General features: G+C 69.3%; 13 protein-coding genes. 5 read left to right on the top strand and 8 right to left on the bottom strand.

All coding sequences use genetic code 11. The features are described 5' to 3' along the window. Nucleotides 1-59 precede the first annotated feature (59 nt). The 4 genes from AAFF27_20425 to AAFF27_20410 form a co-directional block, all read right to left on the bottom strand. Nucleotides 60-3,230, bottom strand: a complete 3,171-nt coding sequence (locus tag AAFF27_20425) for an EAL domain-containing protein (protein XAH22363.1) — start codon at nt 3,228-3,230, stop codon at nt 60-62. A 179-nt stretch (nt 3,231-3,409) separates the two neighbouring features. Then, nucleotides 3,410-4,369: an alpha-E domain-containing protein gene (locus AAFF27_20420; GenBank protein XAH22362.1), complete on the bottom strand. Its 960-nt coding sequence runs from the start codon at nt 4,367-4,369 to the stop codon at nt 3,410-3,412. Nucleotides 4,370-4,388: 19 nt separating this feature from the next. Further along, on the bottom strand, nt 4,389-5,834 hold the full coding sequence (locus AAFF27_20415; GenBank protein XAH22361.1) for a circularly permuted type 2 ATP-grasp protein: 1,446 nt from the start codon (nt 5,832-5,834) through the stop codon (nt 4,389-4,391). A 76-nt stretch (nt 5,835-5,910) separates the two neighbouring features. Then, nucleotides 5,911-8,427: a DNA internalization-related competence protein ComEC/Rec2 gene (locus AAFF27_20410; protein ID XAH22360.1), complete on the bottom strand. Its 2,517-nt coding sequence runs from the start codon at nt 8,425-8,427 to the stop codon at nt 5,911-5,913. Nucleotides 8,428-8,515: 88 nt separating this feature from the next. On the opposite strand from AAFF27_20410, the gene AAFF27_20405 reads away from it, so the two are divergent. From AAFF27_20405 to AAFF27_20390, 4 genes are all read left to right on the top strand, one after another. Beyond that, nucleotides 8,516-11,941 carry a transglutaminase family protein gene (locus tag AAFF27_20405; protein XAH22359.1) on the top strand — a complete coding sequence of 1,142 codons (3,426 nt, stop codon included), beginning with the start codon at nt 8,516-8,518 and terminating at the stop codon, nt 11,939-11,941. 45 nt (nt 11,942-11,986) lie between these two features. Then, entirely contained in the window at nt 11,987-14,611 is a 2,625-nt protein-coding gene (locus tag AAFF27_20400; GenBank protein XAH22358.1) for a circularly permuted type 2 ATP-grasp protein, read from the top strand. A gap of 6 nt (nt 14,612-14,617) precedes the next feature. Next, nucleotides 14,618-15,514: a transglutaminase family protein gene (locus tag AAFF27_20395; protein XAH22357.1), complete on the top strand. Its 897-nt coding sequence runs from the start codon at nt 14,618-14,620 to the stop codon at nt 15,512-15,514. Nucleotides 15,515-15,592: 78 nt separating this feature from the next. Then, nucleotides 15,593-16,051 carry a RidA family protein gene (locus AAFF27_20390; GenBank protein ID XAH22356.1) on the top strand — a complete coding sequence of 153 codons (459 nt, stop codon included), beginning with the start codon at nt 15,593-15,595 and terminating at the stop codon, nt 16,049-16,051. Here the strand turns inward: AAFF27_20390 and AAFF27_20385 are convergent. After that, nucleotides 16,048-17,376 (bottom strand): cytochrome c peroxidase, encoded by a 1,329-nt coding sequence (locus AAFF27_20385; protein ID XAH22355.1) that lies wholly within the window; start codon nt 17,374-17,376, stop codon nt 16,048-16,050. The genes AAFF27_20390 and AAFF27_20385 overlap by 4 nt on opposite strands. A gap of 145 nt (nt 17,377-17,521) precedes the next feature. Between AAFF27_20385 and acpA the strand changes: the two genes are divergently transcribed. Further along, on the top strand, nt 17,522-19,168 hold the full coding sequence (acpA, locus tag AAFF27_20380) for an acid phosphatase (GenBank protein XAH22354.1): 1,647 nt from the start codon (nt 17,522-17,524) through the stop codon (nt 19,166-19,168). A gap of 67 nt (nt 19,169-19,235) precedes the next feature. Here acpA and mltB read toward each other — a convergent pair whose 3' ends face one another. From mltB to AAFF27_20365, 3 genes are all read right to left on the bottom strand, one after another. Then, nucleotides 19,236-20,294 (bottom strand): lytic murein transglycosylase B, encoded by a 1,059-nt coding sequence (gene mltB, locus AAFF27_20375; GenBank protein XAH26277.1) that lies wholly within the window; start codon nt 20,292-20,294, stop codon nt 19,236-19,238. Nucleotides 20,295-20,356: 62 nt separating this feature from the next. Continuing rightward, nucleotides 20,357-22,462 (bottom strand): DUF3488 and transglutaminase-like domain-containing protein, encoded by a 2,106-nt coding sequence (locus AAFF27_20370; GenBank protein XAH22353.1) that lies wholly within the window; start codon nt 22,460-22,462, stop codon nt 20,357-20,359. Next, nucleotides 22,456-23,442 (bottom strand): DUF58 domain-containing protein, encoded by a 987-nt coding sequence (locus AAFF27_20365; GenBank protein ID XAH22352.1) that lies wholly within the window; start codon nt 23,440-23,442, stop codon nt 22,456-22,458. The genes AAFF27_20370 and AAFF27_20365 overlap by 7 nt, the downstream gene beginning before the upstream one ends. Between the last annotated feature and the right edge of the window lie 22 nt (nt 23,443-23,464).

Raw genomic sequence — 23,464 nt, 5'->3', positions numbered from 1 at the left:
TTGTATTTGTAGCTAATAGCCCAGGTGCAGCCTGGGCTAGAGGCACTTTTTGCTTGAAACTACCGTTCGCTGGCAAAAGTGCTGGCCCGCTCCTGCGTCAGCACGCGCGTGGCCAGCCAGGCGGGCAGCGCGTCCCCGGGCATGGGCCGCGCAAAGTAGTAGCCCTGCAGCTCGTCGCAGCCCATCTGCTTGAGCTGCTGCGCCACCTCGGGTGTCTCCACGCCCTCGGCCACCACGCCCAGGCCCAGGTTGTGGCCCAGGCCGATGATGGTGCGCACGATGGCCAGGTCGGTGGCGTTGGCCAGCAGGCCCTGCACAAAGGAGCGGTCGATCTTGAGCTTGTCGATCGGGAAGCGCTTCAGGTAGGTCAGGCTGGAATAGCCGGTGCCGAAGTCGTCGATGGAAAAGCGCACGCCCAGCGCATGCAGCGCGGCCAGGCCTTCGCCTGCGGCGCCGGCGTTTTCCATGAGCTGGGTCTCGGTGATCTCCAGCTCCAGCAGGCGCGGGTCGATGCCGCTGTCGGCAATGAAGCCGCGCAAGAACTCCAGCACCTCCGGGTCGCCCAGCTGCGCGGTCGACAGGTTGACCGACATGGCCAGCGCCGCGGCGTCGGGCCCGCAGGCTTGCTGCCAGCGCAGCAATTGCGCACAGGCCTGGCGCAGGCCCCAGAGGCCAAGTGCGCGGATCAGGCCGGTCTCTTCGGCGATCGGGATGAAGGTGCCTGGCGGCACGTCGCCCAGCTCCGGGTGGCGCCAGCGCATCAGCGCCTCGGTGCCCACCACGCGCAGGCTGTGGGCGTCGATGCGCGGCTGGTAGTGCATGTGCAGCTCGCCGTGCGCTATGGCCTGGCGCAGGTGCTGCTCCAGCGTGCGGCGCTCACGTGCGAGCTGGTCCAGCGTGGATGAGAAGAAGCGGAACTGGTCACGGCCGGCGGCCTTGGCCTCGTACATGGCGGCGTCGGCACGGCGCATCAGCTCATCCAGGTCGGCGCCGTCCTCGGGGTAGACGGCAATGCCGATGCTGCAGGAAATGCGCAGCTCGTGCCCCTGGCCGTCGTGCGGCGCGCGGATCAGCGGGATCAGCCGCTGCAGGACGATGCTGCGCACCTCATCGGCATCACGCACGCCGCGCAGCACCACCACAAACTCATCGCCGCCCAGGCGGCTGACCGTGTCCTGGTCGCGCACGGCCTGGGTGAGCCGGCCCGCGACCGAGCGCAGCAGCGCATCGCCCACGTGGTGGCCCAGCGTGTCGTTGATCGACTTGAAGCGGTCCAGGTCGATGAACAGCACCGCGATGCGGTCGCCGTTTTGCTGGGCCGCGGCCAGCGCCTCGCCCAGGCGCGCCACGCACAGCGCGCGGTTGGGCAGCTCGGTCAGCACGTCGTGCTCGGCCAGGAAGCGCACGCGCGCCTCGGTGCGTTTGCGCTCGGTGATGTCCACCGAGATGCCGATGTAGTGCGATATGGCGCCATGCCGGCTGGATTCGCGCACGGCAGACACCATGAGCCAGGCCGGGTAGCTGTTGCTGCCCATGCGGCGAAACGCCACCTCACCCTGCCAGGCGCCGCGCTCGGCGACGGCGTCGGCAATGCGCGGTGCCAGCGGACCGTGCACCTGCTCGTCCAGCAGGGTGGAGAAGTCCAGGCCCACCGCCTCGTAGGCGTCGTAAGAGGTGCTGCGGCAGAAGGCGTTGTTGACGCTGAGGATGTGCTGGCGCTCGTCCATGATGACGATGCTCTCGGACGAGGCCTCGAACACCTTGGCCCACAGCTCAAGGCGGCGCTCCATCTGCTTTTGCACATTGATCGGCGCGAAGGCGGTGAGGATCGCATCCCGCCCCTGGAACTGCAGGCGCCGCGCCGACAGCACGGCCCAGGATGTCTCCGCCGGGCCGCGCCACTGCACCTCGAACTCATCGACCGCGCCACGGTCGGCCAGTTGCTGGAAGAAGCGCGCCCGCACGCCGGGCTCCAGGCTGCGGGCCCACGGGTCGCTGGCCTGGCCGTCCAGCCAGGGCGCGGCCGGCGCGTTGGCGTGCAGCACCTCGTGGCGCGGGATGGAGGTGACCACCATGGGGATGGGAATGGCCTCGACGATCTCTTGCTGCGCGCGTGCCGCGCGCTCGCGCGAGGCCAGCTCCTGCTGGCTTTCGCGCTCGCGGCCAAGCTGGGCCAGCATGTCGTTGAAGGCGGTGACCAGCAGGCCGATCTCGTCGCGGCTGTGCCAGACCGCGCGCCGCTGGTAGTCGCCGCTGCGGCGCACGTCGTCGGCCACCCGCGCCAGGTGCCGCAGCGGCCGCGCGATCTGCTGCGCCACGGCGTAGACCAGCGTGAGGATGCAGCCCAGCAACAGCAAGGCCGTGCCCAGGTGCAGCCACATGCGGGTGAATAGCGCATCGACCCGGGCCGCCAGCATCTGGTCCAGCTCCAGCGCCGCGCGCTCCCAGGCGCGGTCGAGTTCACGCAGGGTCTGGGCATGCGCGGTCTGCAGTTGGGCGATGCTGTCGCTGCTGGCCTGGCCGTCGGCCAGGCGCTGCACGATGGCCAGGAAGGCCGCCAGTGATTGCTCCATGCCGCGCTGCCCGGGCTCCAGCGCCGCGCGCAACGCGGGCGAGCCGGCGGCAAAGGCCTGCAGGTAGTCCGAGCGTATGCCCAGGCTGGCGGCGTCGATGCGGCCGGCCAGGATCAGCAGCTCGGCCCGCCGCTCGCCGCGCTGCAGCGCGCGCGGGCCGGTGCCTTCCAGCGCGTGCATGGTGTCGTTCATCACCTCCAGCAGTTCGGGAAAGCGCAGCACCACCAGCGACATCGCGTAGTAGCTGTCGAGGTCGGGGTCGAGGATCAGGTTGGACTGGTTGCCGACGGTGGTCAGCAGTTCGCGCGCCTTGCGCACCATGGTGCGCAGCGTGGCCGCGTGCAATGCATCGGGGCGCTCGCGCATGTCCTGCCGCACCTGCTCCCAGGCCTGCATGAAGGCCTGGCTGGCCTCGCCTGAGCGCAGCAGCGCGTCATGCTGTTCGCGCAATGCCTCTAATTGGTGCGCCGCCGCGTCGGCGCTGGCCGACGGCAGCTTGGCGGGCAGGAAGGGCATCAGCAGCATGTCGCGCACCGCCGCGCTGTAGACGCTGCCCACGCTCTCCTTGCGCGTGAAGTCGATCGACAGGAACTTCTCGTGGATCAGGATGCCCGAGACGAAGATCACCGCGCTCAAATCGAGCAGGTAGATCAGCATCAGCTTGCGCCCGACCGACAGCCGCCGCAGCCAGCGTGTCAGCCGGTGGTGCAGGGGCAGGGTGGCGCCGTGGGGCGCGCGTATGCCGGAAACGGAAGTCGAAATCTCGGTGCTCCTCGCGCGGCGGCGATGCCGTTGCGGGCCCTTGCAGGCCCTTGCAGGCCCCTGGGGCCGCAGGACTACGTGGTGGCTGGCAGCAGGAATTCGCGGCTGATGTGCGCGCCCAGTTCGTTCACGCGGTCCAGGAACTGCGTCAGGAAGGCGTGCAGGCCGGTCGCCAGGATCTCGTCGATTTGGCCAAACTGCAGGTCTGCGCGCAGCTTGCCGGCCTTGCGCTGGCTGGCGCTGCCCGGGTCGTTGACCACGTAGGAGAGATTGGTCACCACCTCGTTCAGGCTGGAGTGCAGCGAGCGTGGCATGTCGGCGCGCAGGATCAGCAGGTCGGCCACGCGCTCGGGGCGGATCACGTCGCGGTAGACGCGGCGGTAGATCTCGAAGCCCGAGACGCTGCGCAGGATGGCGCTCCAGTGGTAGAAGTCGAACTCTTGATCGCGCTCGCTGGCCGTGCCATAGAAGTCGTTCTGGATGGCGTGGAACTTGGTGTCCACCAGCCGCGCGGTGTTGTCGGCGCGCTCCAGAAAGGTGCCTATGCGCATGAAGTGCAGCGCCTCGTCCATCAGCATGGTGCCCACCGTCACACCGCGCGACAGGTGCGAGCGGAACTTCACCCACTCAAAGAACTGCCCTGGGTCGCGCTCGAACTCGCCCGCGCGCAGCATGCGGTTGACCTCGATCCAGGTCTGGTTCTGCGTCTCCCAGGCCTCGGTGGTGAGCGTGCCGCGCACCGCCCGCGCGTTCTCGCGCGCGGCCTTCAGGCAGGAGACGATGGAGGAGGGGTTGCCCTCGTCCTTCACCATGAACTCCATCACCTCGCGCGCCGTGATGCTGCCGTGCAGCGCGGTGTAGGCGGGCAGCAGTTCGCTGATGGTCAAAAGGCCTTGCCAGCCGATCTGCGCGGCTTCGGCGGACTGGGGCAATAGCGCGGTCTGGTAATTGACGTCCAACATCCGCGCCGTGTTCTCGGCGCGTTCTGTATAGCGGGACATCCAGAAGAGGTGGTCAGCGGTGCGGCTCAGCATGTCGGTGTCCTCTTCTTCTTCAAACTTCGAGAATCCAGGTGTCTTTGGTGCCGCCGCCTTGCGAGGAGTTGACGACCAGCGAGCCATCCTTGAGCGCCACGCGCGTCAGGCCGCCGGGTGCCATCTGCACCTCCTTGCCGGACAGCACGAAGGGCCGCAGGTCGATGTGGCGCGGCGCGATGCCGCTTTCGACGAAGGTCGGGCAGCTCGACAGGCTCAGCGTGGGCTGGGCGATGTAGCCGTCGGGCTTGGCGATCAGCGCGCGGCGGAAGTCCTCGATCTCGGCCTGGGTCGAGGCCGGGCCCACCAGCATGCCGTAGCCGCCGGCGCCGTGCACCTCCTTCACCACCAGGTCCTTCAGGTTGGCCAGCACGTAGGCCAGGTCCTCAGGGTCGCGGCAGACGCGCGTGGGCACGTTCTTCAGGATCGGCTTCTCGCCCAGGTAGAACTCGATCATCTTGGGCACGTAGGGGTAGATCGACTTGTCGTCGGCCACACCGGTGCCGATGGCATTGCAGATCGCCACGTTGCCCGCGCGGTAGGCCTGCACCAGCCCGGCCGCGCCCAGCGTGGAGGTGGGGCGGAACGCGAGCGGGTCGAGGAAGTCGTCGTCGACGCGGCGGTAGATCACGTCCACGCGCTTCAGGCCGCGCGTGGTGCGCATCCAGACGAAGTCGTCCTTGACCACCAGGTCCTGGCCTTCGACCAGTTCCACGCCCATTTGCTGGGCCAGGAAGGCGTGCTCGAAGTAGGCGCTGTTGTACATGCCGGGCGTGAGCACCACCACGGTCGGCTCGGCCGTGGCCGGCGGCGCGGAGGCGCGCAGGGTTTCCAGCAGCAGGTCAGGGTAATGCGCCACCGGCGCCACGCGGTGCTGGCTGAACAGGTCGGGAAACAGCCGCATCATCATCTTGCGGTTTTCCAGCATGTAGCTGACGCCGCTGGGCACGCGCAGGTTGTCTTCGAGCACGTAGTACTCGCCGTTGCCCTGGGCGTCGGGGGCGCGCACGATGTCGATGCCGGCGATGTGCGAGTAGATGTGGTTGGGTACGTCCACGCCCATCATCTCGGGGCGGAACTGCGCGTTCTGCAGGATCTGCTCGGGCGGGATCACGCCGGCGCGGAGGATTTCCTGGTCGTGGTAGACGTCGTGCAGAAAGCGGTTGAGCGCGGTCACGCGCTGGACCAGGCCTTTTTCCATCGTCGCCCACTCATGCGCGGGGATGATGCGCGGGATCAGGTCGAACGGGATCAGGCGCTCGGTGCCCGAGCCGTTCTCGTCCTTGGCGCCGTAGACGGCGAAGGTGATGCCCACGCGGCGGAAGATCATTTCCGCCTCTTCTCGCCGGACCCGCATGGCGTCCAGCGCCTGCCCCTGTAGCCACTGGCCGTAAGTGCGGTAGTGGTCACGCACCTTGCCGGATTCGGCTGGCAGAGTGCTGTACATCTCGTCGAATTTCTGCATAAAGGGGCTATCTCCTGGCCAGGGAGGATAGCAATTTCCAGGCCGCATTTCCGAGATGCAGCGCTGGCGCGGTGATTTACTCGGCTGCGACCAGCGTGGCCGGTGGCTCGTGCTGCCAGTAGCGCCGCGCGGTCTGGCGCTCGCAATGCAGGGTGGCCGGCGCGCTGCTGGACCAGCGCGCCGCGCCGCAGGCGGGGCTGGCGACCAGGTCGGCGCCCTGCGTGGCATAGCGCGCCGCCACGGCCGGCGCGGGGTGGCCAAAGCGGTTGCGGTAGCCGGCCTGCACCAGGGCCCAGCGCGGCGCCACCGCATCCAAAAAGGCGGCGGTGGACGAGGTCTTGCTGCCGTGGTGCGGCACCAGCAGCAGGTCGGCCGACAGCGGCGCGCTGGCGCGCAGCAGTGCAGCTTCTTGCGCCGCCTCGATGTCGCCCACCAGCAGGGCGCTGGCGGTGTTGCTGGATATGCGCAGCACGCAGCTCAGCGCATTGCTGCGCGCCTGCGGCGTGTAGTCGGCCGGCTGCGGGTGCAGGAACTCGAAGCGCACGCCATCCCACTCCCACTGCTGGCCGGCCAGGCAGCGCTGCACGGGCCGCAGCGCCTGCAGCGGATGGCTGCCTTCCACCGAGCTCATCAGCGCCGCCTGCGGCTGCTGCGCCAACACCGATGCGGCGCCGCCGGCATGGTCGTTGTCGCGGTGGCTGACCACCACCGCATCCAGCGTCTCGCCCATGGCCTGCAGCAGCGGCACCAGCACGCGGTGGCCGGCATCGCTTTCGGCCGAGTAGCGGGGGCCGGTGTCGTACAGCAGCGCATGGCCGGCGGTGCGCACCAGCACCGCGTTGCCCTGGCCGATGTCGGCGGCCAGCAACTCGAAGTCGCCCACGGCCGGCCGTGGCGCTTGCCAGAACAGAGCCGGCAGCAAAGGCGCGAGGCCCAGCAAGCGCAGGGCCGGCGGCAGCCGCATGCACAGCAGCGCGCCACCAAAGACACCGGCTGCCGCAGCCCAGAGCGGCGCGGTTGGGCGCGACAGCACGGCATGCGGCCAGGCCGCCATCCAGCCCAGCACCGCGCCCATCGCCTGCACCGCCAGCGCGGCGGCGTCCCACAGCGGCGGCAGCAGCACGCCGGCCATGGCCAGCGGTGTGACCACCAGCGTCACCCAGGGGATCGCCAGCAGATTGGCCGCCAACCCGACCACCGAGGCCTGGCCAAACAGCAGCAGCGTGAGCGGCGTCAACGCCAGCGTGACCACCGCCTGCTCGCGCAACACCTGCGCGGCGCGCATCTGGAAATTTGAAAGAAAAGTGGCTCCAGCCCAGGTACTGCCTGGGATACCAGCTACGAAGTTGGTAGCAAACAGCACGCCTACTGCGACAAAGCTCAGCCAGAAGCCGGCTTGCAGCAGGGCCCATGGGTCCAGCGCCACCACCGCCGCGCAGGCCGCCAGCCAGACCTGCGGCCAGGGCCAGCGCCGGCCCGAGAAGCGCAGCAGCGCCACCACGGCCAACATGCAGATGGTGCGCTGCGCCGGCAAGCCGCCGCCGCTGAACAGCGCATAGGCCGCGGCCAGCAGCACGCCGCCCAACAAGGCCGCCTGCTGCGCCGGCCACCACAGGCACAGCCGCGCCGAGCGCCGCCACAGCCAGCCCACCACGCCGCTGGCCAGCCAGGCGAACATGGTCACGTGCAAGCCAGAGATGCTGACCAGGTGCGCCACGCCGGTGGCGCGGAACACATCCCAGTCGGCGCGGTCGATGGCGCGCTGGTCGCCGGTGACCAGCGCCGCCACCACGCCAGCGGCGCGGCGGCGGGCGTCGAAGCCTTCCTGGGCCTGCGCGGCTTCGGGCGCCAGGCGCGCGTAGATGGCATCGCGCACCGCCTGCCGGGCCCGCTCCACCGGGTGGCTCCAGCCTTCTGACAGCCGCACCGGCGCGGGGGCGCTCTTGCCGGTGCGCACATTGCCGGTGGCCTGCACGCCTTGCTCCCAGGCCCAGAGTTCGTAGTCGAAACCATGCGGGTTGCGCGCGCCGTGCGGCGCCTTCAGCCGCACTGGCAGGCGCCACTGCTCGCCCGCGCGCAGCGCCGGCAGGCTTTGCCGAATCGCCAGCGGGTCGGCGCCCGAGAACGCGCCCTGGCCCCACCACCCCAGGTCCACCAGCGCTGGCACACGCACCGGCGTGCCCTCCAGCGTGGCCGATTCCACCTCCAGGCGCAGCCGCAGGCCGGTGGCGGTTTGCTGCGGCATGGCGGCGATGGTGCCGGTCAGCAGCAGCTCGCGCCCTTCCAGTTCTGGCGCCAGGGCCTGCGATGCAAAGTGCGCGGCCCGCAGCCCGGTGGCGCCAAAGCCCAGCGCCAAGGCCGCAAGGGCCAGCACCAGCGCGCCACGGCGGCGGATGCGGCGGAACCCCAGCGCGGCCAGGCCGGCGATGGCTGGCAAGGCATAGACCCAGATCGGCCACAGCGCCGGCTGCAGCAATTGCAGCGCGGTGCCCACCACCAGCCCCGCCAGCGCCGGTGCAAAGCCCGCGCGGCGCGGCGCGTCGTCGTCATCAGACGCGGCCGTGGCACCAGCACCAAGGGGGAGGGCGGACATGGCGGGATCCTAAACGCGTGGGCCGCTGTCACAGCCCCGGGCTTGCCTCTTGCTAGTATGGGTGTGCCCTCCCTCACAAAGTCCGCGCATGTCCATTCACGCAGCCCTGCACCACGTCACGCATTACCGCTACGACCGTCCCGTTGTGCTGGGCCCCCAGGTGATACGCCTGCGTCCGGCGCCGCACTGCCGCAGCAATGTGGTGTCCTACTCGCTGCAGATCGAGCCGGCGCAGCACTTCATCAACTGGCAGCAAGACCCGTTTGCCAACTACCTGGCGCGCCTGGTGCTGCCCGAGAAGGTGACCGAGTTCAAGGTCACGGTCGACCTGGTGGTGGAGATGGCGGTCTACAACCCGTTTGACTTCTTCCTGGAGCCCGAGGCCGAGCACTTTCCCTTTGCCTACACCGAGTCGCAGGCGCAGGAGCTGGCGCCCTACCTGGCGGTGGAGCCGGCCACGCCGCTGCTGGCGGCCTACCTGAAGCGCATCGACCGCAGCAAGCGCGGCACCATGGATTTCATGGTGGACGTGAACCGCATGGTGCAGCAAGACGTGCGCTACCTGATCCGCATGGAGCCCGGCGTGCAAACGCCCGACGAGACGCTGGAGCGCGCCTGCGGCTCCTGCCGCGATTCCACCTGGCTGCTGGTGCACCTGCTGCGCCACTGCGGGCTGGCCGCGCGCTTTGTGTCGGGCTACCTGATCCAGTTGGTGCCGGACGTAAAGGCGCTGGATGGCCCGAGCGGCACCACGGTCGATTTCACCGACCTGCACGCATGGTGCGAGGTCTACCTGCCCGGCGCCGGCTGGGTCGGGCTCGATCCCACTTCTGGCTTGCTGGCGGGCGAGGGCCATATTCCGCTGGCGGCCACGCCCACGCCGTCGAGCGCCGCGCCGATCGAAGGTGCGCTGCTGACCTCGGCCGAGGCCGAGTTCAGCCACGAGATGACGGTCACCCGCTTCTACGAATCGCCGCGCGCCACCCGCCCCTATACCGACGCGCAATGGGCCGAGATCCTGGCCTTGGGCGACAAGGTAGAGAGCGAGCTGATCGCCGGCGACGTGCGCCTGACCATGGGCGGCGAGCCCACCTTTGTCGCCACCGAGAACCGCGACGCCGGTGAATGGAACACCGCCGCGCTCGGCCCCACCAAGCGCGCGCATGCGGTCACGCTGGTCGAGAAGCTGCGAGCCGAGTACGCCCCCAGCGGCTTCCTGCACGTGGGCCAGGGCAAGTGGTACCCGGGCGAGCAACTGCCGCGCTGGGCCATGGGCATCTACTGGCGCACCGACGGCAAGCCCTGCTGGCAAGACCAGGCGCTGCTGGCCGACGAACGCAGCCCCACGCACTGCAGCAGCGCCGACGCCGAGCGCTTCACGCGCCGCCTGGCGCAGGAGCTGGGCCTGACCGACGCCTTTATCGAGCCCGGCTACGAAGACACGCTCTACTACTTGTGGCGCGAACGCAAGCTGCCGGTCAACGTCGATGTGTTTGACGCCAAGCTGGGCGACGAGTTGGAGCGCGCGCGCCTGCGCCGCGTGTTTGACCGCGGCCTGGACGCCGTCACCGGTTGGCTGCTGCCGCTGCAGGCCGGCCTGCGCCCGGATGCGCCGCGCCCCCAGCCCGGCCAACCGCCGGCCGTGTCCTCGCTCGACACCGCCTGGTCTACCGGGCCCTGGTACTTCCGCGACGGCCGGCTGCACCTGGTGCCGGGCGATTCGCCCATGGGCCTGCGCCTGCCGCTCGATGCGCTGCCCTGGATTCGCAACGAAGACATCCCCTACTTGGTCGAGGTTGACCCCAGCGTGCCGCGCGGCCCCTTGGCCGCCAAGGCCGGCACGGGCAAAGCCGCACCAGCACCTGCTGCCAGCGCCATCGCGCGCAAGCCCGAGCGCTTCGAATCCGCCAGCTGGACCACGCGCACCGCGCTGTGTGTGGAGGTGCGCGACCCGGCCCTGGCCAATGGCCCCGAGGCCGAAGCCGCCGCGCGCGAGAAGGCCCGCAAGGAGGGCAAGAAGACCGGGCTGCTCTACGTCTTCTTGCCGCCGTTGGCGCACCTGGAAGACTACCTCTCGCTGCTGGCCGCCGTTGAGGCAACCGCCGCCGCGCTGGGCCTGCCGGTGATACTGGAAGGCTACCCGCCGCCGCGCGACCCGCGCCTGCAACTGCTGCAGGTCACGCCCGACCCAGGCGTGATCGAGGTCAACATCCAGCCCGCGCACAACTGGCGCGAGCTGGTGCACGGCACTGAGTTTCTTTACGAGGCAGCCTTCCAGTCGCGCCTATCGGCAGAAAAGTTCATGACTGATGGCCGCCACACCGGCACCGGCGGCGGCAACCACTTTGTGATGGGTGGCGCCACGCCGGACGACAGCCCTTTCCTGCGCAAGCCCGAGCTGCTGGCCAGCCTGATCCACTACTGGCACAACCACCCGTCGCTCAGCTATGTGTTCAGCGGCATGTTCATCGGCCCGACCAGCCAGGCCCCGCGCGTGGACGAGGCGCGCAACGACCAGGTCTACGAGCTGGAAATCGCGCTGAAGCAGATCGCCAAAGCACGCGCCGAGCACGGCGAGGCGATGCCGCCCTGGATCGTCGACCGCACGCTGCGCAACATCCTGATCGACATCACCGGCAACACCCACCGCGCCGAGTTCTGCATCGACAAGCTGTACTCGCCCGATTCCAGCACCGGCCGCCTGGGCCTGCTGGAGTTGCGCGCTTTCGAGATGCCGCCGCACCCGCAGATGAGCATTGCCCAGCAACTGCTGCTGCGCGCGCTGGTGGCACGCTTCTGGAAGAAGCCCTACCAGGCGCCGGTGGCGCGCTGGGGCACGACCTTGCACGACCGCTTCATGCTGCCGGCTTTCCTGCAGGAAGACCTGGAAGGCGTGATCGAGGAAATGCGCCAGGCCGGCTACGCCTTTGATGCCGAATGGTTTGCGCCGCATCTGGAGTTCCGCTTCCCGCGCATTGGCTCGGTCGAGGCCATGGGCCTGCAGCTGTCGCTGCGCACCGCGCTGGAGCCCTGGCATGTGATGGGCGAGGAAGTGGCCGGCGGCGGCACCGTGCGCTACGTGGATTCATCGCTGGAGCGCATCGAGGCGCGCGTCACCGGGCTGCACCCGCACCGCCACACGGTCACCGTCAACGGCCGGCCGCTGCCGCTGCAGCCCACCGGTACCGAGGGCGAGTACATCGCTGGCGTGCGCTACAAGGCCTGGAACCCGTATTCCGCCCTGCACCCGACGATTGGCGTGCACGCGCCGCTGACCTTCGACATCGTCGATATCGCCCTGGGGCGCTCGGTGGGCGGCTGCGTCTACCACGTGGCACATCCTGGTGGCCGCAACTACACCACGCTGCCGGTCAATGCCAATGAGGCCGAAAGCCGGCGCCTGGCGCGCTTCTTCCGTACCGGCCACAGCCCGGGCGCGCTGAAGGTGCCAGAGGCGACGACCGGCGTCGCGGGTAGCAAAGAGTTTCCGTTCACTTTGGATTTGCGCCGATAAGCTGAACTGAGCGCCGCCGTCGCCGGTGCGACAATGGCGGGTTCCGTGGAGCGCACACTGAACACTCTCTTCTCAGGCACTGACGCCGAGCCCCCCGCCAGCCTGGCCGCCTCGCTGGCGGCTGCGGCTGCGCACGGCCATTTCGACGAGCTGCGCGGCCATGCCGCGCGCGGCTCGGCCGAGGCCGGCCTGGCGCCGGACTGGGCGCGCTTCTTCGAGCACCTGGGCTCCGACGGCTTCGAGGACCTGGACCGCCGCATGGCCGAGCTGCGCCGGCAGATCCATGACAACGGCGTCACCTACAACGTCTACGCCGACGCCGAAAGCGGCCCGCAGCGCCCCTGGGCGGTCGACCTGTTCCCGCTGATCCTGGCGCCCGACGACTGGCAGCGCATCGAAACCGGCGTGCTGCAGCGGGTGCGCGTGATGGACCGCGTCATGGCCGATGTCTACGGCCCGCAGCGCCTGCTGGCCAGCGGCCTGCTGCCGGCCGCGCTGGTGCTGGGCAACCCGGGCTACCTGCGCGAGATGCATGGCAGCGTGCCGCCCGGCGACACCTTTCTGCATATTGCCGCTTTTGACCTGGCGCGCGGCCCCGACGGCCACTGGTGGGTGGTGTCGCAGCGCACCCAGGCGCCTTCGGGCCTGGGCTACCTGCTGGAGAACCGCCTGGCCATATCGCGCCAGTTCCCCGAGGCCTTCGACGCCATGCAGGTGCAGCGCCTGGCCGGCACCTATAGCGCGCTGGTGGCGGGCTTGAAGCGCATGAGCGCGGCCGGTGACGATGCGCTGATCGCGCTGCTCACGCCCGGCCCCTACAACGAAACCTATTTTGAGCACGCCTACCTGGCGCGCTACCTGGGCCTGCCCCTGGTCGAGGGCAGCGACCTTACGGTGCGCGACGAGCGGCTCTACTTGAAGACCCTGCAGGGCCTGAAGCCCGTGCACGGCCTGCTCAAGCGGCTGGACGACGAGTTCCTGGACCCGCTGGAGCTGCGCTCTGACTCCACCCTGGGCGTGCCCGGCCTGCTGCAGGCGGTGCGCGCGGGCAACCTGCTGGTGGCCAATGCGCCGGGCTCGGCCTTTCTGGAGTCGCCCGCGCTGCTGGGCTTTTTGCCGGCGCTGGCGCGGCACCTGCTGGGCGAAGAGCTGTCGCTGCCCGCGCTGCCCACCTGGTGGTGCGGCGAGCGCGCCGTGCTGGATGAGGTGCTGCCGCAACTGGGCGACTGCGTGGTCAAGCCGACCTATGCCAGCTCTCCGCACCACGACAGCTTTGATTCGGTGCTGGGCGACACGCTCAGCCGGCGCGAGCGCGACGAATGGGCCGGCCGCATCCTGCGCCGCAGCGACGAGCACACGCTGCAGTCGCAACTGCCGATCTCGCAGATGCCGACCTGGCGCTCGCTTACCTCCAGCAGCCATGGCAGCGGCGGCATTGCGCCGCGCTCGGTCATGCTGCGCGTGTTCGCGGTGTCAGACGGCCCGGGCAGCTGGCGCGTGCTGCCTGGCGGCATGGCGCGTGTGGCGGGGGCGGGCGCCGGCAGCGGCATCGCCTCGATGCAGCGCGGCGGCAGCAGTGCCGACGTCTGGGTGCTGGCGCCCGGCCATGTCGACCCGACCACGATGCTGCAGCCCACGCTGTCACCCGTGGCCCTGGCCCAGCGTGTGCGCCTGGTCACCAGCCGCGCGGCAGAGAACCTGTTCTGGCTCGGCCGCTACACCGAGCGCGCCGAGAACACGGTGCGCCTGGCGCGCCTGGCGCTGCAAGTGCTCAACGGCGACGACCAGTCCTCGCAGCCGCTGCTGGCCTGGATCTCGGCCATGGCCGAGGACAACGCGCTGGTGCTGCCCAGCGTGCCCGCCGCCACGCAGGCGCGCCGGGTGTTCGAGCGCTCGTTGATCGACGGCCTGGGCCGGCCCGAGCGCGGCAGCGTTGCCTTCAACCTGCAGGCGCTGCGCCAGGCTGCGGCCGGCGTGCGCGAGCGCATGGCGCACGAGCACTGGACCATCATCGTGCGCGCCGAAGAAGAATTCTTGCGCCGCAGCGCCGAGCACGCAGCCGGCGACGGCTACCAGGCGGTCGATGCGCTGCGCCTGCTCGAAGCCGCCAGCGGCCACCTGGCCGCCATCACCGGCGGCCAGACCGACCGCATGACGCGCGACGATGGCTGGCGCCTGCTGTCCGTGGGCCGGCACATCGAGCGCCTGTCCTTCCTGTCGCAGGCCATGGCGCTGGCCTTCGAGACCGGCGCCGTGCACGACGTCGCTGGTTTTGAAGGCGTGCTGGCGCTGTTCGACAGCACCATCACCTTCCACGCCCAGTACCAGCAGACGCGCGACGTGGCCGCGCTGCTGGACCTGCTGGTGATAGACCGTGACAACCCGCGCTCGCTTGGCTGGGTGGCGCAGCAGTTGCGCAGCCGCCTCACGCGTTTGGCCGGCCAGCGCCCGGGCGAACTGGGCGCGCTGCTGCCGGCCGTGCCTGACCCGGAAAAGTGGGACCTGGTCAGCCTGTGCAGCACGGTGGACGGCGATGCGGAAGCCCCGGGCGCGTTGGGCCTGCATGCCCTGCTGCAGCATTGCACCGAGGCGACATTCACGCTGTCGGATGCGATTGGTGCGCTCTATTTCACCCACTCGATAGACGCTCACGCGAGCATCGTCAGCTAGCGTGCCATGAAGCTGCACATCGTCCACGAAACCCACTACGCCTACACCCCGCCGGTGGAGACGGCGCAGCACCTGGTGCACCTGCGCCCGCGTGATACCGACAGCCAGACCTTGCTGCAGCACGAGCTGGTGATCACCCCGGTCGAGACCCGGCGCGGCGAGCGCACCGACGTCTATGGCAACACCCGCACCTTCTTCACTCTGCAGACCGTGCACGACGAGTTGCGCGTGGTGGCCGACAGCGTGGTCAGCACGCGCGAGCCGGCCGCCGCACCGCTGGGCGCTGGCGGCAGCCCGGCCTGGGAGGCGGTGCGCGAGCAGTTTCGCTACCGCGCCGGCGGCACCTGGGATGCGGCGGCGGAGTTTGTGTTTCCCTCGGAATACGTGCCGCGGCACGACGACTTTGCCGCCTATGCACGCGCCAGCTTTGCTGCTGGCACGCCGGTGCTGGATGCCGCCCATGCGCTGATGCGCCGCATCCACGCCGAGTTTCGCTACGAAAGCGACAGCACCGAGGTCGACACGCCTGCGGTAGAGGCCCTGGCCCAGCGCCGTGGCGTGTGCCAGGACTTTGCCCACATCATGATCGGTTGCCTGCGCGCGCTGGGGCTGCCGGCGCGCTACGTGAGCGGCTACCTGCTCACCACGCCCGCGCCGGGCCAGCCACGGCTGGTCGGCAGCGATGCCTCGCATGCCTGGGTGTCGGTTTACGCGCCGGGCGTGGAGGGCGCGGCCGGCGCCTGGTACGACTTCGACCCCACCAACGACCGCGCCCCGGGCGCGGACTACGTGACCCTGGCCATCGGCCGGGACTTTGGCGATGTCTCGCCCATGCGCGGCCTGTTGCTGGGCGGCGGCGAACACCAGTTGCAGGTGGCGGTCACGGTCGAGCCATTGGCCTGATGGTGCTATCTAATATATAGCTATAAGCCGGCGTGCGGCCTGCGTTTCAGCCACTTTTCATCTAAAAAAGGAAATTCCATGAGCGTCTACGACAAACTCCGCGAACTCGGCATCACCCTGCCACCAGTGGCCGTGCCGGCTGCCGCCTACGTGCCTTTTGTGCGCACCGGCAACCTGGTGTTCCTGTCTGGCCACATCGCGCGCAAGGATGGCAAGCCTTGGGTCGGCCAATTGGGCGGCGCCATCGCCACCGAAGAAGGCAAGGCCGCAGCCCGCGCCATCGCCATCGACCTGCTCGGCACGCTGCAGGCCGCCATCGGCGACCTGGACCAGATCACCCGCATCGTCAAGGTCATGAGCCTGGTCAACTCCGTGCCCACGTTTACCGAGCAGCACCTGGTCACCAATGGCGCGAGCGAACTGTTCGCCCAGGTCTTTGGCGCCGAGAAGGGCGCGCATGCACGCAGCGCCTTTGGCGTGGCGCAGATCCCGATGGGGGCTTGTGTCGAGATCGAACTGATCGCCGAGGTCGCCTAACGCCCAGGCTTGGCCGGCCGGGCAATCGCCTCGGCCGTGGCCGCTACATCCCGGTCCGTGAGCGTGTGCAAAAAGGCCACGACATCGCGGATCTCTGCCTCGCTCAGCCGCGGCGCCTCTCCCGGGCCGCGGTCGAATGGCGGCTCGGTGTTGACGTTGCGCGCGTACTGCGCCGGCAGATCGTCATAGCGCTGGTGCGGGCCGGCCTTGCGCGCGGGGTAGGGGTACCAGCGCTGCGGCTGGGTATCGCGGGTGACGTAGAAGCGCACCGCCTCTTCCAGGCTGTGCATCACGCCGTTGTGGAAGAAGGCCTGGCGCACTGCCACGTTGCGCAGGGTCGGGGTGCGGAAGGCGCCGCACAGCTTTGCGTTGTCGGGGCCGGCCAGGTCGGTGCGGTCTGGCCCGCACAGGCCCAGGTCGTAGAAGGCCGGGTCGCGGTTGACCGGTAGCGCCCGGTTGCGCGGCACGCCGATGGCGATGTAGCCAAAATCCGAGAAGGCCGGAAAGGCACCGTTGTTGGGGCTGACTTCGCTGATGTGGCAGGCCGCGCAGTTGCCTTTTTTCTCGTCGTTGAACAAGGCCAGGCCGCGCATCTCGTTGGCCGCCAGCGGCGCCTTGCCGCGCAGGTATTCATCGAAGCGGCTGCTGTAGGGATAGAACTCTTTCGGGTCCTGCTGGAACATCTCCAGCGCCAGCGTGGCCCATTGGAAGGCGCGCGCGTCGTCGTCCAGCGCGTCGGCGCCAAAGGTGTCGCGGAACTGCGCCGCATAGGGCGCGCCGCGCAGCTTGGCGACCACGGCTGCGGGGCTGGCGTTGGCCATTTCGTGCGCGGCCAGCAGCGGGATGGCGGCCTGCTCGTGCAAGGTGCCGGCACGCCCGTCCCAGCCATGGCCGCCGGCCGGGCCCTGGTCCACGCTCTCGTCAAAATCGTCGTCGAAGCGGTGCATGGTGAAGGGCGGCACGTTTTGCTGGTAGCGCAGCGAGGGCGCCGCGCGCGCGCCCAGTTGCCGGCCCGTTGCACCGCCCAGTTGCACGGACAGCGCATTGGGCGGGCCATAGGCATGTGCCGGGTCATGGCAACTGGCGCAGGACATGGCGCCGGATGCAGACAGCGAGCGGTCAAAGAACATCGCCCGGCCCACCGCCTGCATCTTGGCGAAGTCGGGCTGCGCCAGCATCTGCATGCGATTGGCCTCGGCCGCTGGTAGGGCCGCGGCCACAGGGCGCAGGGTTTGCGAGTGGGCCGTCCACAGGCCGGCCAGCAAGAGACAGGCGCAGCCGGCAGCAAGAGCCCAGCGCCGGTGGCGGCCAGAGGCGAGGAACATGGAAGAGCGCCTGGAGAGAAGAAGCAACCCGTCATGGTTGGCGCCGAATATGTCAGGCCCATGACACGGGCACCGTCACGGATTTGTCACGCCTGGAATCCAAGAATGCACGCTGCACAAAACCCATCACAACAGCAGCCCCACCATGCACCCCATTTTTCGACTTGTTCCCGTCGCCCTGGCGGCGTCAACCTTCCTGAGCGCCTGCGGCGGCAGTGACGGTGGCAGCACCGCCTACGACAGCCTGTTGCAGCGCGACATCCAGAACGTCGTCGTGATCTACGCGGAAAACCGCGGCTTCGACAACCTGTACGGCCTGTTCCCCGGCGCCGACGGCATTCCGGGCGTCAACCCCACGGCCAGCGGCAGCTATGTGCCGCAGACCGACCGCGATGCGGCCAGCACGGTGCTGGCCAAGCTGCCCAAGGTCTGGGGTGGCGTGACGGCCTCGGGCCAGGCCGTGACCGTGCCTGAAGGCAGCACCGCCAACCAGAACAACCAGCCGTTCCAGATCGACGCGGCCGCCGGCTTTCAAAGCACGGGCGTGAAGGTGGGGCAGGACGTGATCACGCGCGACCTGTACCACCGCTTCTACGAGAACCAGATGCAGATCAACGGCGGCAAGAACGACAAGTTCGCCGCCTGGGCTGACTCGGGCGGCCTGACCATGGGCTACTACGACGGCAGCGCAATGAAGCTGTGGAAGCTGGCGCAGCAGTACGTGCTGGCCGACAACTTCTTCATGGGCGCGTTTGGCGGCTCTTTCCTGAACCACCAGTACCTGGTCTGCGCCTGCGCGCCGGAGTATCCGAATGCCGACAGCTCGGTGGCCAAGACCTCCATCTCCGTGGTGGACCAGGACGCCTCGGGCAACTACCTCACCAGCCTGACGCAGGCTGCCAACTCGCCCGCGTCGGCCATCGCCGGCCCGCCGACCTTCGTCAACAGCAACACCATCACGCCCAAGAACTACGCAGGCGACGGCAAGTTCTACGCGGTCAACACCATGCAGCCGCCCTACCAGCCGAGCAGCAATGCACCGGCTGCGGGCGCCAGCAACCTGACCGCCGACCCGAGCAAGGCCAGCACCCTGCCGCCGCAGACCGCCACCACCATCGGCGACCTGCTGGACAAGAAGAGCGTGAGCTGGGCCTGGTATGCCGGTGGCTACAACACCACGCTGACTTCGGCCCTGTCGGATCGCAAGTTCGGCAGCCCGGTGCCCAACTTCCAGTTCCACCACCAGCCGTTCAACTACTACGCCAAGCTGGATCCCACCCAGACCTCTACTGCGGCCTACCGCACAGCCCACCTGAAGGACTTCGACAGCCAGTTCCTGCAGGACGCCGCCGCTGGCACGCTGCCGGCCGTGAGCTTCTACAAGCCGCAGGGCAACCTGAACCAGCACGCCGGCTATGCCAACGTGGCCGATGGCGACGCGCACATCGCCGATGTGATCGCCAAGCTGCAAGCCAGTCCGCAGTGGAAGAACATGCTGATCGTCGTGACCTATGACGAAAACGGCGGCTTCTGGGACCACAAGCAAGTACCCAAGGGCGATACCTGGGGCCCGGGCACGCGTATCCCGGCACTGATCGTCTCGCCCTGGGCCAAGCATGGCGCGGTCGACCACACGCAGTACGACACGGCATCCACGCTGCGCTTCATCACCCGCCGCTGGGGCCTGGATACCTTGCCCGGCCTGGCACAGCGCGACGCCGCGCTGGTCAAGAATGGTGGCAAGGCGATGGGCGATCTGACCGCTGCGTTGGACCTGACGCAGGTGCAGTAAAGCGCGCTGAGGCGGATGCCAAGAACACTGCGGATCTGGCTTTGCCAGAGGCCGCAGGTGTGGCCTGCTATTTCATGCCTTTGGCCACTTCCTGGCCTAGCTCCAGTACCGCCATCGCGTAATAACTCGACCAGTTGTAGCGCGTGATCACGTAGAAGTTCTCGGTGCCGGCCACGTAGCTCGGCACGTCGTTGCCGTTCTGCAGCTCCACCAGCGCCAGCGGGCCGGTGTGCTGCAGGGCTTCGCCTTCCAGCACCGCGCCCTTGGCGGTGAAAGAGGCCACGCTGAAGCTCGGCAGGATGTCGGGCGCCAGCAGCGCCTCGCGGTCCAGGCGTTCTGCATCAAAGGACACCGGGTAGGTCGCGGGCATGCCGGGCTTCCAGCCGTAGGCCTGGAAGTAGTGGGCTACCGAGCCAATGGCGTCGGCTGGGCTGCCAAACAGGTCGATGCGGCCATCACCGTCGAAATCCACCGCGTACTTGTTCCAGCTCGACGGCATGAACTGCGGCAGGCCCATGGCGCCGGCATAGCTGCCGCGCAGCGCGAACGGGTCGATGTTGTTGCGGTTGGCCAGGCTCAGGAACTGTTCCAGTTCGCTGCGGAAGAAGTCGCGGCGGTCATTGGCGCGTGGATGGCCGGTGGGGAAATCAAAGGCCAGCGTGGCCAGCGCGTCCATCACGCGGAAGGTGCCGGTCTGCTGGCCGTAGATGGTCTCCACGCCGATGATGCCGACGATGATTTCTGCCGGCACGCCGTACTCGCGCTCGGCACGGGCCAGGGTGGCCTGGTTCTGCTGCCAGAAGCGCACGCCGGCGCGGATGCGGATCGGCTCGACAAAGCGGCTGCGGTAGAGGCGCCAGTTCTTGGGCGTGCCCGCAGGCGGCGGCAGCATCAGGCGCGGCACGCTCGGCAGAAAGCGCGCCTGGCCGATGGCCTGGCGCACCCATTCGCGGTCGAGGTCGCGGCGTGCGGCCAGGTCGTCGGCAAAGCGCATGGCCTCGGCGCGGCTGGCGTAGTAGACGGCAGGCGCCGCTGGCGCGCTGGCTGCGGCCGGGCGCTTGGGCTGGGCTTTGGGCTTGGCCGTCGTGTGGCCGGCGGCCTGGGCATAGGCACTGGCGCAGGCCATGCCGGCGGCCAGCAGCAGGGCGGCCAGGCGCAGCGGGCGGGTGAGGGTATGGGGCATCGAGCTCAGGAGGTTGCAGGGTCGTGGAGCCGCGACCGGGCCGGCACCGCGGCGGGCCAGGGCAGGCGCGCAAAATCTCGCCGCAGCGCGCGCAGGGCGGCGCGGCGCGCGGCCGGGGCGGCGGCAGCATAGCGCTGCGCCTCCAGCCGCAGCAGCCAATCGCTGAGCGGCCGGCCGCCATCGCCAAAGCGCTGCGTCACCTGGGTGGCCAGGGTGCGCGGTGGTGTGGTTGCCAGTGCCGTCAGGCCGGCGCGCTCCAGCCGGCGCCGTGCGCGGGCCAGCAGGTGCAGCCAGGGGTCTTGCCGGCGGCGCAGGGTGGCGGCCCAGGCCACGGCCACCAGGCTGGCGGTGGCCAGCAGCAGGGCGAGGACGCGCACCAGGTCTTGCCAGTCGGGTGCGCTGATGCCCAGGCGCTTGAGCAGGTTCAGCTGGCGGTCTTGCGTGTAGTTGAGCACCCACTGGTTCCAGCCGTTGTTGACGGCCTCCCAGGTGGCGCGCAGGCGCTGCACCAGCCCCGCGCCAACGACGGTGCCAAAGGCCTGGGCGAATGCCCCCTGTGGTGCCTGCAGGCGCAGCAGTTGGCCGATGCGGCTGGGGGCAACGGAGGCGGTCGGGTCCACCCGTACCCAGCCTTGGCCGGCTTCCCAGACCTCGGTCCAGGCGTGGGCGTCGCTTTGGCGCACGGTCCAGTAGCCATCGACGTTGTTGGGCTCGCCGCCCTGGTAGCCGGTGACGATGCGTGCCGGGATGTCCATGGCACGCATCAGCACCACGAAGGCCGAGGCGATGTGTTCGCAGAAACCGGCCTTGGTGTCGAACCAGAACTGGTCGGCGGTGTTGTCGCCATAAATGCCGGGGTCCAGCGTGTAGACATAGCCGCCGGTGCGCAGGCGCTCCAGTGCGGCCGCCACCAGCGCGCGCGTGGCGGCGGGGCCTTCGGCACCGCTGGCGCGCACCTGCTCCACCATCTGCCGGGCCAGTGCATGGGTGCGCGGGTCGAAGTCGTCGGGCAGCTCGGTGAAAGGGCGCAGCGCGGGCGTCATCTGCAGCGGGCCGTGGCGGAAGTCCGGGTAGCTCTCGGCCCGGTAGCGCAGCAGTTGGGTGATGGGCCGGCTGCCTATCCATTGCAGGTCGGGCGTGAGATAGGCGGCAGGCACGCCTTCGGGCTTTTGCGGCGCGGCGTCCAGCACCAGCAGCCAGGGATGGCCGTTGGGCTCCAGCGTGACCTCGTAGCGCACCGGGGCGCCGGCCACTTGCAGAGCGGCCGGCGGTTGCGCGCGTGAGGCGCCACCGTCGCCAAAACGCTGTTGCAGCGGGCGCCAGTTGCGGCCATCGAAGCGGGCCAGCACCGGGCCGCGAAAGTACAGATCCTGCTGCGGTGGGGCCTTGCCATCCGGGGTGTCGAAGCGCACGCGCATGGCCACGCCCTCGTCCAGCGCCAGTTGCGCGATGGTGCCCACCCGCATGTCGGCCGACAAGCCGCTGCGGCCGCGCGACGGGTCGCCCGGCACACCCCAAAGCGGTGCCAGCCGGGGAAAGAACAGGAACAGCGCCAGCATGATCGGCGCGCCCAGCAGCATCATGCGCACTGCCGTCTTTGCCGCCACGGACAGCGGTGGGCGGCCTACCGGCATGTGCGCCTGCACCAGGGCGGTGAGCAGGCCCAGCAGTGCCACCACCATGGCCAGCGCGGTCGGCAGGGACTGCGAGACGAAGAAGCTGGTCAGCATGGTGAAGAAGCCAAGAAAGAACACCACCATGGCGTCGCGCCGGGCGCGCATCTCCAGTGTCTTGAGCGCCAGCAGCATCACCACCAGGGTCACGCCAGCCTCGCGGCCCGCGATGGTGCGGTAGGTGGCCAAGGTCGCCGCCACGCAGATCACCAGCAGGGCCAGCAGCCACCAGCGGCCCGGCAGCGGTGCCGAGCGCCAGGCCAGCCGCGCGCGCCACAGCAGCGCCAGCGCGGCCACGGCGCTGGCCCAGGCCGGCAGATTGCCGACTTGCGGCAGGATCACCCAGGCCACGACCAGCAGCAAAAACAGCGTGTCGCGGCTGTCACGTGGCAGCGTGGCCAGGCGGGTGAACCAGGAGCGGGGGCTGTCGGTCAGCATCGTGCCAGTGCCTCCAGGCATTGCCGCTGGTGCGCCGGGCCTTGCGCCGGCTGCAGCGTGGCGCCGGGCAGGCGCAGGCCGTAGGGCACGCCCAGGCGTTCGGCCTGCAGCACCCAGGCGCACAGGCGCGACAGGCGCTGCTCCAGCGCGGGCGCGCCGGTATGGGCCAGGTCAAACCACAGGTCCTGCTGCTGCGTGTGATGGGTGTCGCGGCTGACCAGGTCGTCGCTGCCGGCAGCGATGGCGCGCGCTGCCTTCTTCCAGACCACCATGCGCAGCGGGTCGCCGCGCTGGTAGGCGCGCAGGCCATCGATCTCGCCCGGGCCGCGCGCCTGCGCCTGCACCGGCGCGTTACCCGCGGTGGACGCGCCAGTCGGCAGCGGCGGCGCGGGGGTTTCTGGCGCGGGGTAGACCAGCACCTGCGCAGCGGGGCGCCAGACCGTCCAGACACGGAAGGTGCCCAGCGGGAAGCGCGTCTCTGCGGTGAGCATGGGCACCGCATGCAGGCCGCGCCCGGGGGGCACGAAGGACACCTGCACCGTGGCCATGCCGCCCCCGGGTACATCGGTCCATGAATAGGCCTGGCTGCCGCGCACGGCCACGGCCAGCGCGTGGCGCGGCGCGGCGCGCGCGCTGGAGAGCTGGATGTCCAGCACCGCAGCGCTGCCGGCAAAGGCCGGCTCGGGCGGCGCCAGGTGCAGCGTGGTGCCGCGCAGCGTGCCGTGGCCCAGGTACATGCCCACCGCCGCGGCACCGGCCAGCAGAAAGGTCAGCAGATAGCCCAGGTTCAGTTCGAAATTGATCGAGGCCACCAGCAGCACCAGCAGCGTGGCCACCAGTGCCAGGCCGGCGCGCGTGGGCAGGATGTAGACGTTGTTCTGCGTCAGCAACTGGGTGTCCTGGAGCGGCAGGCGGTTGGCCAGCCAGCCGCTGATGCGGCCTGTATGGCTCGGCGTGACGGATGCAGTCGGAGTCGCCATGTCAGTGCTGCCTCGTTGGGCA

The organism is Xylophilus sp. GW821-FHT01B05 (assembly GCA_038961845.1).
Taxonomy (GTDB): Bacteria; Pseudomonadota; Gammaproteobacteria; order Burkholderiales; family Burkholderiaceae_C; genus Xylophilus.
This window is presented reverse-complemented; position numbering and strand designations above follow the sequence as displayed.

Coding starts and splice junctions, on each gene's coding strand:
- AAFF27_20425 (XAH22363.1), bottom strand. CDS start 3,230: ATGCTGATCTACCTGCTCGATTTGAGCGCGGTGATCTTCGTCTCGGGC.
- AAFF27_20420 (XAH22362.1), bottom strand. CDS start 4,369: ATGCTGAGCCGCACCGCTGACCACCTCTTCTGGATGTCCCGCTATACA.
- AAFF27_20415 (XAH22361.1), bottom strand. CDS start 5,834: ATGCAGAAATTCGACGAGATGTACAGCACTCTGCCAGCCGAATCCGGC.
- AAFF27_20410 (XAH22360.1), bottom strand. CDS start 8,427: ATGTCCGCCCTCCCCCTTGGTGCTGGTGCCACGGCCGCGTCTGATGAC.
- AAFF27_20405 (XAH22359.1), top strand. CDS start 8,516: ATGTCCATTCACGCAGCCCTGCACCACGTCACGCATTACCGCTACGAC.
- AAFF27_20395 (XAH22357.1), top strand. CDS start 14,618: ATGAAGCTGCACATCGTCCACGAAACCCACTACGCCTACACCCCGCCG.
- AAFF27_20390 (XAH22356.1), top strand. CDS start 15,593: ATGAGCGTCTACGACAAACTCCGCGAACTCGGCATCACCCTGCCACCA.
- AAFF27_20385 (XAH22355.1), bottom strand. CDS start 17,376: ATGTTCCTCGCCTCTGGCCGCCACCGGCGCTGGGCTCTTGCTGCCGGC.
- acpA (XAH22354.1), top strand. CDS start 17,522: ATGCACCCCATTTTTCGACTTGTTCCCGTCGCCCTGGCGGCGTCAACC.
- mltB (XAH26277.1), bottom strand. CDS start 20,294: ATGGCCTGCGCCAGTGCCTATGCCCAGGCCGCCGGCCACACGACGGCC.
- AAFF27_20370 (XAH22353.1), bottom strand. CDS start 22,462: ATGCTGACCGACAGCCCCCGCTCCTGGTTCACCCGCCTGGCCACGCTG.
- AAFF27_20365 (XAH22352.1), bottom strand. CDS start 23,442: ATGGCGACTCCGACTGCATCCGTCACGCCGAGCCATACAGGCCGCATC.